7 protein-coding genes are annotated in these 9,363 nt (G+C 75.7%); 3 read left to right on the top strand and 4 right to left on the bottom strand.

All coding sequences use genetic code 11. The annotated features are described in order from the left end of the window. Positions 1 to 391: 391 nt before the first annotated feature. Positions 392 to 1,291 (top strand): NAD-dependent protein deacetylase, encoded by a 900-nt coding sequence (locus tag ACZ5D2_RS40555; protein ID WP_371680696.1) that lies wholly within the window; start codon positions 392 to 394, stop codon positions 1,289 to 1,291. A gap of 52 nt (positions 1,292 to 1,343) precedes the next feature. Here the strand turns inward: ACZ5D2_RS40555 and ACZ5D2_RS40560 are convergent, their stop codons facing one another. Next, positions 1,344 to 1,964, bottom strand: a complete 621-nt coding sequence (locus ACZ5D2_RS40560) for a hypothetical protein (protein WP_371680695.1) — start codon at positions 1,962 to 1,964, stop codon at positions 1,344 to 1,346. A 246-nt stretch (positions 1,965 to 2,210) separates the two neighbouring features. On the opposite strand from ACZ5D2_RS40560, the gene ACZ5D2_RS40565 reads away from it, so the two are divergent. Then, positions 2,211 to 2,645 carry a hypothetical protein gene (locus ACZ5D2_RS40565; protein ID WP_371680694.1) on the top strand — a complete coding sequence of 145 codons (435 nt, stop codon included), beginning with the start codon at positions 2,211 to 2,213 and terminating at the stop codon, positions 2,643 to 2,645. A 30-nt stretch (positions 2,646 to 2,675) separates the two neighbouring features. Here the strand turns inward: ACZ5D2_RS40565 and ACZ5D2_RS40570 are convergent, their stop codons facing one another. After that, positions 2,676 to 3,224, bottom strand: a complete 549-nt coding sequence (locus ACZ5D2_RS40570) for a peptidase inhibitor family I36 protein (protein WP_468936714.1) — start codon at positions 3,222 to 3,224, stop codon at positions 2,676 to 2,678. Positions 3,225 to 3,377: 153 nt separating this feature from the next. Here ACZ5D2_RS40570 and ACZ5D2_RS40575 point away from each other — a divergent pair, with 153 nt between their 5' ends. Beyond that, the gene (locus ACZ5D2_RS40575; protein ID WP_468936717.1) at positions 3,378 to 8,111 is read left to right on the top strand and encodes a HEAT repeat domain-containing protein; all 4,734 of its coding nucleotides are present in this window, start codon (positions 3,378 to 3,380) and stop codon (positions 8,109 to 8,111) included. A 19-nt stretch (positions 8,112 to 8,130) separates the two neighbouring features. Here the strand turns inward: ACZ5D2_RS40575 and ACZ5D2_RS40580 are convergent, their stop codons facing one another. Beyond that, positions 8,131 to 9,066: a hypothetical protein gene (locus tag ACZ5D2_RS40580; protein WP_468936720.1), complete on the bottom strand. Its 936-nt coding sequence runs from the start codon at positions 9,064 to 9,066 to the stop codon at positions 8,131 to 8,133. 213 nt (positions 9,067 to 9,279) lie between these two features. After that, a partial coding sequence (locus tag ACZ5D2_RS40585) for an aggregation-promoting factor C-terminal-like domain-containing protein (protein WP_468936723.1) occupies positions 9,280 to 9,363 on the bottom strand: 84 nt, incomplete at its 5' end.

The raw sequence follows: 9,363 nt of genomic DNA on the forward strand, positions 1-9,363 counted from the left end.
GGCGGGTGAAGCACCCGTGCCGCCCGGCGACCCATCCAGTTCTACCGACGCCCCGACCGCCTGGCAAAGACCCCGCCTACTACACACCCTCGCAGCGGGAGGTCCGAGGCCTCGGCGGGACCGGGTGGATCCGCGCAGGCCGGAGCCGCTCCCGGACGGCTTCACCGACCCCGCGGACCGCTACTACCCCGGATCGTGTGTGACGTGGGCCCTATGGGCCGAGTCACCACGGGGAGCCCCGAACCTCACCTGCCGTGACCACTCGTACCCGTACCGGATGCCCTCCGGGGCCTTCGTCGGCCGGCGGCAGCGACCCGTGGCCCGCTCCCCGCGCGGAGAGCGGGCATCGGCCCCTGTGCCGGCGCCCTGCCCGTTCCGTACGCTGGGCGGCATGCGCACGCGCCCCACGCTGAGCTGGACACCCGCCGCGGACCTGCCGCCCGGCACCGAGGATCCACGGCCCGTCGCCGCCGCCCTGCGAGCGGGCGGGGTGCTGGTACTGAGCGGAGCGGGCCTGTCGACGGAGTCGGGCATCCCCGACTACCGGAGTGAAGGGGGGAGCCTGCGCCGGCACACCCCGATGACGTACCAGGCGTTCACCGGCTCCGCCCAGGCCCGGCGGCGGTACTGGGCGCGCAGTCATCTCGGCTGGCGCACGTTCGGCCGCGCCCGGCCGAACACCGGGCACCGGGCCGTGGCGGCCTTCGGACGACGGGGTCTGCTGTCGGGGGTGATCACCCAGAACGTCGACGGCCTTCACCAGGCGGCCGGCAGCGAGGAAGTGGTGGAACTCCACGGGAGCCTGGGCCGGGTCGTCTGCCTCTCCTGTGGCGCCTCCGGCTCGCGCCGGGAACTCGCCGAACGCCTGGAAGAGGCCAATGCCGGCTTCGAGCCCATGGCCGCCGCGATGAACCCGGACGGGGACGCCGACCTCACCGACGAACAGGTCGGGGACTTCCGCGTGGTGCCCTGCGCGGCGTGCGGCGGTGTCCTCAAGCCCGACGTCGTGTTCTTCGGCGAAGCCGTGCCCCCGTCGCGCGTGGAGCACTGCCGCGCGCTCGTCCGCGGGGCGACCTCGCTCCTCGTGCTGGGTTCCTCGCTGACGGTGATGTCCGGCCTCCGGTTCGTCCGCCAGGCCGCCGAAACCGGCAAGCCGGTGCTGATCGTCAACCGGGATCCGACGCGGGGCGACCGGCACGCGCTCACCCGGGTCGGCCTCCCGTTGGGCGCCGCCCTCACCACCGTGTCCGACCTGCTGGACGTACCACTCGACGGCCCGCCGACGTCCTGAAGCAGCCGCGCGCGGGGCAGCCCTGCGGTGGCCTCCGCACGGGCGCCGCCGTTCAGGGTCCCGGTGTCCGTGGGTAGGGGCCGCCGCGGACGAGCAGGCTGCCGTGGTGGCGGGGCCGGTCGCCGCGCTCGTGGGCGGCGTCGGAGCGGTCGGCCGGTGCCGAGCGGCGTGCCAGGGAGTGCAGGGTCGCCAGACCCGCCAGGACCTGGTCCCGGTGCTGCGCGGACTTCATCCAGCCCGGGAGCCGGGCGAACATCGCCCGCGTGGGGGAGGCACGGCGTTCGCGCAGCCGGGCGCCCACGTAGGCGGCGAGGGCATCGACGTGCTCCTCGTCGTAGGCCCACAGCACCCGTCCCACGCACCGCGTCTGGAGCCACAGCGGCCGCCTGAAGAAGGGGTCCTCGGTGCCGCCGGGCACCGCGCCGACCAGCCCGGCGCCCCGCTGTTCGGCCGTCCGGTCGGCGACCCGGCCGCAGCCGGGGCAGCTGAGGCGGCGGGGCAGGAAGAGCAGCTGGCCGGAGTACTCCGACGCCGCGAGCGGCGGCCGGGGTACGACGAGCGCCCGGCCGCCGCACCCCGGGCAGACCACGAGGATCCGAGCGGTGAAGCGGACGAGCCACGTGCCGTCGTCGTGGTGGCGGAGCGGGCCGGGGGCCGCGGAATCGGGGCTCATGACCAACACCCTGCCGCACCGGTGCGCGGACGCCCTCCAGGGGGTGCCCTGCGACGGCGTGCACACGGCCCGGAGCGCGTGGAAGCACTCCCCTGCCCCACCGCGCCATGTGCGCCCCCTGAGTGCAACGCACGCCGGCAGGACACGCCCCGTTCCGGCGCCGAGTTGGCCGAATTCCTGCCGTGCCGCGTCCCTGCCCCTACCGTGTAAGCCTGTTGGCCGCGGGCCTGACGAGGGGGATGCGGCGTGTCCACGTGGAACGGCATCGGTACGAAGTACCTGGGATTCAGCCACAGGCAGCCCGACGGCAGCCACCACGCCACCGAGTGGTTCGTGATCAGCTACATGCCGGTCGTACCGCTGCGGCGGTACCGACTGGTCGTGGGGGCCACGCAGTATGCGCCGGGCGCCGTGGGAGGCGGTACGTCGACCACCTCCTATGGCGTCCTCGGACGTTCGCCCTTACGCGTGCGCGACGTCCTGACCACCTACCTGATCTGGTGGGTGGCCGGTCCCGCCCTGGCACTCGGTCCGTTCTTCCTCATGGCCCGGGTGGCCCCGGACGCCGGCCGGGGATCGGCCTTCTGGAGCGCAGTGATCGTCATCGGCGCGCTGGTGTGGGTCGTGGGCCTGCCGCTGCTGCTCATCTCCCGGTCCAGGCGGTGGCGCGGCCTGCCCTGAGTCGCGCCTGCGGCGCGCGTGGCCCCGGGGTCAGGGCAGCCGGCAGTCGTGGAACCGGCCGGAATGGATGTGCCCGAAGGCTGCCGGGAGTTGTGCGATGCCCCGCCCCGGAAGGACGCTCAGGCTCCGGCCCTTGTAACCGGGCTTGCTGTAGACGGTGACGCACCGGCCCCACAGCGCGCCGTCCGCCGTGCGGGCGGCGGCACCGTTCCACACCGACGCCCCGTCGTTGAACCCTACGTAGGCAGTCGTCTCGGGGAAGCGCGGCATGTCCGTGGCCACCAGGCTGACCACGCCCGTGTACGCGGGACCGGTCCATCCGCACACCCAGCCCGGCGAACAGTGCTCGCCGGGTGCGTCGGAGGCGTCGGAGGCGCCGACTCCGGCGCGGGCCTCGGGGGCGAGCGCAAGGACGAGGACGAGGCAGGCCGCAGCGCCCAGAGCACGGGCCGCGCCGGTCCTCCTCCCGACTTCCGCGCGGCCCCTTCGGGTCACGGCTCCGGCCTGTGCGCTCACGTGGATCACCGCCGCTCTCCGGTCGTCCGCCGGGCTGGTGAGGGACTGCCCGCCCGCATCCATCGCACCTCCCCTCCACGGAGGTCGCACCTCGGACCGCGCGACGGCCGGAGCCGTACGCGGCGACGGGCACGATCCGGATGCCGGGTGCGTGGCCCTGCGGCCCCGGCACAATCCCTTTGGTGGTACCGGGAAGCTCCCGGCTAGCATCCGACGGTGATCACGCCCGCAGACACATCCTTCCGCGACGCGGTCCGTCGAGCCGACGTCCGCTGGCTGTCCGGCCACATCGACGCACGGCTCTGCCCTCCGGCCGTCTTCGGGCCTCTGGTCCGGCACGGGGATCCGGACCTGCGGCACCTGGGGCTGCTCCTGCTGGCCGAGCGCGTCGCGTCGGTCCGGGCGGGCGACGCGGCGGGGATGGCCGAACTCGCGGAACTGCTGCCGACGTCCGTGGAGGGGCCGCCGGAGGCGGCGCTCGTCCTGGCGCGGCTCTACGAACGACTGGGGCAGTATCTCCGGGAACCCCGCATACCCGCGTGGCGTTCGGCCGGGCTGCCGGCACGGGTGCGGATCGCCTGGCTGCGCGCCGAGCTCCTGAACGAGCCCACGATGGTCCGGAAGGAGGCTCGGGGCGAACTGCTGTACCAGGCCGTGCGGGAGACCACCGTCACCCGCGCGCCCCGGCCGGAGCAGCTCGTGGACGAGCTGGTGGACAGCGGTGACCCGGTGTTGCAGGCCGCGGCGCTGCGACTGACCCGGCAGGGGCTGCACGCCGGCCTGCTGGCGCCCGTACTGGTGCGCGGCCATCTGATCGGGCTCCTCGGCGCGGGCAGCGCGGGCAGCGCGGACGTCGCCGCCGCCGCGCTGGACGAACTCGGCGAGCCGTGGGCCGCGTTGTCCCCCTTGCCGCTCGGGTGCCTGTCTCCCTTCCTGGCGGCCGATTCGGTGGTCGCACGGCCCGCGGCGGCCGGCGCCGCGCTCACGGCCGCGGCCCGCCACGGGCACGCCGGGCTGCTGTGGCAGGTCATCGAGGATCCGGATCTGCCGCCGGGGCTCCGCAGGCGCGGGATGGAACTGCTCGGTGACCTGGCGGACCGGGGTGACATCGGCGCGTTGACGGCCGTCGCCGCACGGGATCCGTTGCTCTTCGGCGGGCCCGCGATGACCTGCCTGCGGGGGCTCCACCGGCGTGGGCACTTCGCCGACGCCGCGCAGGTCCCCTCCGTCCTCGGCCTGGCACTGGCCGATCACACGATCGCGCCCGCCGAGGTGGCGACGATCCTGTTCACGTGTCGGCAGGAGATGTTCCGCGCACTGGTGGATGCGCTCGCCGAAGATCCGTGCGGGCCTCGGCGGATCGCGCTGTTGGTCGCCCTGGCCGGACAGGGGGCGGCGGAACTTCCCATCGGCGACGCGATCACACGGGCGCTTCCCTCGGCCCCCGCCCCCGGGCCGCTCCTCGACGCGATCCGGGCGTTGCGGCACACGGATGCGGAAGAGTCCGTGATCGCCCTCCTGCCGTCGGCGCCCGCTGCGGCCCTGGCCGCTCTGGAGGCCATCGGCGGGCACCGGACGACGGCCGCGCTGAGGCGGGGACTCGGTCTCGCCACGGGCCCGGACCCGGCATCCGCCACCGCCACCGCCACCGCCACCGCGCCCTCCCCCGCGGAAAGCGCGGGCGTGATCGCACCACACCTGCGTGCCGTGCGCGACCGCGCCCTTGAGGTGCTGTGGCACCTGACCCAGGATCCGGCCCAGCGGCGCGACGTCCTCGACCGTCTCGATCCCGCCGATCTGCCCCCGCGCATCGCCGTGGATCTGGGCGGCCCGGACGAACGGGAACTGGCCCTCCTGAGTTCCCACCTGGACCCCGGCCGGCCGGTGGCCGCACTGCGCAGGCTGGCCGCCCACGGCGGCGCCGGCACGCTGCCGGTCATCGCCGACCTGCTCCTGCGCGTCGTGGCCGAGCTGGCGGCGTCCCACGAGCCGGGCGCAGCCGCCCCGCGTTCCGACGGCGGCCGGCCCGCCGGGGAGCCCGTGGTACCCGGGGAGGTCCTGGAGGCCGTGCACGGCCTGGGCCGTCGCCTCCACGAGCGGGGACGGATCAGGCCCTCCTGCCTGCTCGACGCGGCCACCGCGGCGGACGCCGGACACGCGCTCGTCGCGACCATGGCGCTGGACCTGCTGGACCGGCCCGGGCTGTCGGCCGGCGAGCAGGCGATCCTGCTCGAACTCCTGCTCCGTGCCCCCTACGCGGGCACCCGTGCGCGGGTGCACCGCCTGCTGCGGCACCGCGACCGGCACGTGCGCAAGCACGTGATCGCGCTGCTCGCCCGCGACGCCGCGGGGGACGACGCCCAGGCACTGTCGGCGACCTTGATCGCGCTGACCTCGGCCCAGGACGTCCAGACCGTACGGCAGGCGCTCCTGGCGCTCGGTCACGCGCGGGCCCGCTGGGCCTCCGCCGCGATCGCCGCCTGCCTCGGCCATCCGAACATGAACGTCAAGAAGACCGCCGCCGAGGTCCTGGTCGGCGCGGGCACGCCCCTGGCCGTGCCGGCCATGCTCCACTGGCTCGGGCGCCACGACAATCCGGGCCTGCGCGGCACGCTCGTCGAGGCACTGCGCGGCGTCCTCGGCGACGCCTACCCGGCGACCGTCCTCGCCGCCGCAGAACACAGCGAGGACGCCCGTACCCGCGAGCTGCTGCTGGAAGGCCTCGACCGTACGCTCTCGGCGCGCTCGGTCCTCGCCCTGCACGGCCAGTCGTCACGGGTCGCGCCGACGCTCCTCGCGCTGCTGGCGACCGGCCGGATCGGCCTCGCCTCCGGGACGGCCGGGGACCTGTCGACGGCCATGGCCCATCACGGGGTCACCCGGCCCGCCGTACCGCCTCCGACGGTGGCCTCCGGGGCGGAGCAGGACGTCAGGAAGCTGACGGAGCGGGGGTGGGACCCGTCCGTGGCGCTACGCCTCGCCGCGCGGCCCGAGCTGCCGGACCCCACCCGACTGCGGACGCTGCGGCCCATGCTGGCGGACTGGCTCCGTCTGGCCGGCGGCGAGCCCGCCGTCCGGGCGCGTCTCGTCCTGCGGCTCACGCTGCGGCTCTGTCCCGCGCCGTGGACGGCCGGGGAACTGACGGCCTTCGGCCGGTCCGCGAACGTCCTCCTCGACGGACTCTCCGGTCTCGCCCGGCCCGCCGGACCTGCCGGACCTGCCGGACCCGCCGGACCGGACGCGGCCTCGGCCGCAGACCGGGACGACCTCATCGCGGTGCTCGAAGCGGTCGCACCGCGCCTCGCGGCGGCCGAGGGGGCAGCCGTCGCCCGCACGGTGCGCGCGCTGCCCCCCGCCCCCGCGGGGAGCCGGTCCACCCTGACGCTGCTGCGCGCCCTGGGCGCGGTGCTGGTCCGTTCCGACCTGGATCGGGCGCTCGCCTCGGCCCGGCTGGGAGCCGGGCCCTGGGAGGCGGAGGCCGCCGTGCTGCGTGAGGCCTTCGCCGCCCCGCCCTCCCCCACGGCCACCGCGGGGGCACGGCGGTGGCGGGCCGCGCTCGACGCGGCGGTGCGCTCGCCGAGGGCACAGGGGGAACTGCGCCGGCTTCGCGAACGGCAGGACGGCGTCCCCGGCTCCCGGGAACGCCTGGACGCCCTGATCGACGCCTACCCCGGCGCCGGCCCCGAGGTACGCGCCGCGCTCGTCGACTGGATGACGGACGTCCAGCCCCTCGACGCGCCCTCCTGGACCATCGCCGAGACCGCCCGCGCCGCGGCGCCGCAACCCCGGACCGTGCACGTCGACGACCTCGACCAGCCCCGTTCGGCCGCGCAGCGGGAGCGCCTGCTGGACATGCTGGCGGGCCCCGCTCCCGACCGGCGGCAGGCCGCCGCCCTGGCGCTCGCGAAGTGGCCCGAGCCCGAGGTCCGGCTCGCCGTGCTCCGCGCGTACCTGCGGGGCCGCGTCGACGTACCCATCGATACCCTCCCGGCCCGCGCGCTGACCGCCATCGGCGAGGCGGAACTACGCGCGGACGAGGTCCTGCACGACCGGGTGGCCCTCGTGGCGACCCGGCTCGACACCTGGCAGCCGGGACCGCTGGTCCCGCTGCTGCTCGAATGGTGGGAGCACGACCCGCCCGCCGGCAGTTCCGCGGCCGGGCGGGCGCTGGGCGCCGTCCCCGCCGACGTACTGGCGGAGCACCTCGGCGAGCGCCTCGACGCCGGGGCGTGGGGGTTCCTCGACCTGCTCCACGGACGCTCCCTGCTGCGCACCCCCGCGCTGACCCGGGCCCGTCGTCGGCTGCGGGCCGAAGGGCGCGACGACCAGGCCGACCGGCTGCTGCTCGTCGAGGGTCCGCTACGCCGCCCGGACGCGGCGGAGCAGGACGCCGCCGCGCTGGCGGTGCTCCGGCACCGCGCCCCGGCCGCGCCGGCGGAGGCGTCGGCGCCGCCGTCGCGGCAGGAGCTGCTGGACCTGGCCCGCAGCGGCGACCCGGTGCGGGTGCGCCAGGCGCTCACGTGGCTGGCCGCCGGACACCGCGGTCCGAACGCGGACCGGGACCCCGGGCTGCGGGAGCTGATCGCCGAGCTGCTGCGCCATCCCAGGGCCGGGGTCCGCCTGCACGCCCACCGGACCTCGCGGGCCATGCTGGACCGCCCGGCCCATCTGCACCACACGTCGATGCTGCTGGACGACCCCCAGCCGGACCTGGTGCGCACGGCGGTCCGGACGCTCTGCCACGCGACCTGGATCCCCGCGGCCCCCGCGGTGACCGGATTGCTGGAGCACCCCCATCCCGCCGTCCGCAAGGCGGCGGCCGAGGGGCTCGTGGGCATGGGTGCGGCGGCGGTCCCCGCCCTCCGGCATGCCGCCGTGCACGCCCGGCCGGACAAGCGGTCCCTGTACACGGCGGTCCTCGAACGGATCGAGAGCGCCGGAGCCGGGTAGTTCCGTCACGGCCGGCGGTTCACCGGTCCGCCGCCGGCCCGGCGCTGACATCGGCGTCCGGTGTCAGCGGACCGGTCCCTACGCGCCCACGCGTACGGCGCCAGTACCAGCGGGTCGCCGCCAGCAGGGCCACACCGTATCCGGAGAAGGCCGCGTACCCGATCCATCCGACCAGCAGGGTGTCGTCGGCCGAGTCGAAGCTCCCGGTCGGGATGTCGATCACACCCGTCTGGGCCAGCGCCAGGTACCCCAGCCCCAGCAGCCCGTAGGGCACCAGGGTGGCCGTCCCGATCAGCGCCGGGGTCAACGGCAGCCAGCGCGGCAGGCGCAGGCCCCACGGCCGGATCAGGCAGAACAGCAGCAGGATCCCGGCGAGGGCCATCAGTACGGTGGCGTCCAGCCCCCACCGTTCCAGGGTCAGCCACACCCCGGAGGCCCCGTTGCGCTCGGACTCCGCCAGCACCTCGGCCCCGCTCACCCCCGCGAAGGTGCCGCCCAGGGCCCAGTGGAGCTTCATCGCGATGTACGGCAGGAAGGTCGCCACCCCGACGTACGGGATCCATCGCCCCGGCGGTCCCGGCCGGGCCGCCACGACCGCGTCCCGCCTCGCGCCGGCGGCCACGGCGGCAGCGCCCGTGAGCAGTGCTCCCACCAGGCCCAGCGCATGCGTCACCGCGCCCGTCACGCTGTCCACGCCCTGCCCGAACAGCAGCGCGAGCACGTCCATCAGCAGCGTGCAGCCGGCCGCCACGGACAGCCCGCAGGCCGCCCACAGCAGTACGCGCGCTCGCGCGGCGAGGCCCGCTCCCGCCGCTGCCACCGCCGCCGCGAGGGCCCACACGGCAACCGGCGGCCGGGCCTCGTACAGCCCGGCCCCGGCCGCGAGGGCACCCGCGGCACCCACCCACCAGCCACAGGCCACCGATACCGTCGGCGTCAGCATCTTCGAAGTCATGGCAGAAGCCTGGCCCCGGCAGGCCGGCCCGCACATCACTTCCCGGGTTGATCCCGCTCCCCCGCCCGGGGGAGGGAGCAGGTCGGGCCGGAGCGCCGCAGACCGGGCAGGGATCGCCGCCGGTTGCGCGGGCATGCGAAAACGCCCGGCGGGGTGGTCCCTGCCGGGCGTTTTCGGATGTCCGCGGTCCGCTGTCCGCCGGCCACCGGTGGTTTAGTACCAGTGGTTGTTCTGCCAGAAGTTCCAGGCGCCGACGGGGCTGCCGTAGCGGGAGTTCATGTAGTCCAGACCCCACTT

It is taken from the genome of Streptomyces sp. NPDC031479, assembly GCF_055581065.1.

What these genes read in the sequence shown, in the direction of transcription:
- ACZ5D2_RS40570 (WP_468936714.1), bottom strand. Translation starts at nt 3,224, where the DNA reads ATGGATGCGGGCGGGCAGTCCCTCACCAGCCCGGCGGACGACCGGAGA.
- ACZ5D2_RS40560 (WP_371680695.1), bottom strand. Translation starts at nt 1,964, where the DNA reads ATGAGCCCCGATTCCGCGGCCCCCGGCCCGCTCCGCCACCACGACGAC.
- ACZ5D2_RS40555 (WP_371680696.1), top strand. Translation starts at nt 392, where the DNA reads ATGCGCACGCGCCCCACGCTGAGCTGGACACCCGCCGCGGACCTGCCG.
- ACZ5D2_RS40580 (WP_468936720.1), bottom strand. Translation starts at nt 9,066, where the DNA reads ATGACTTCGAAGATGCTGACGCCGACGGTATCGGTGGCCTGTGGCTGG.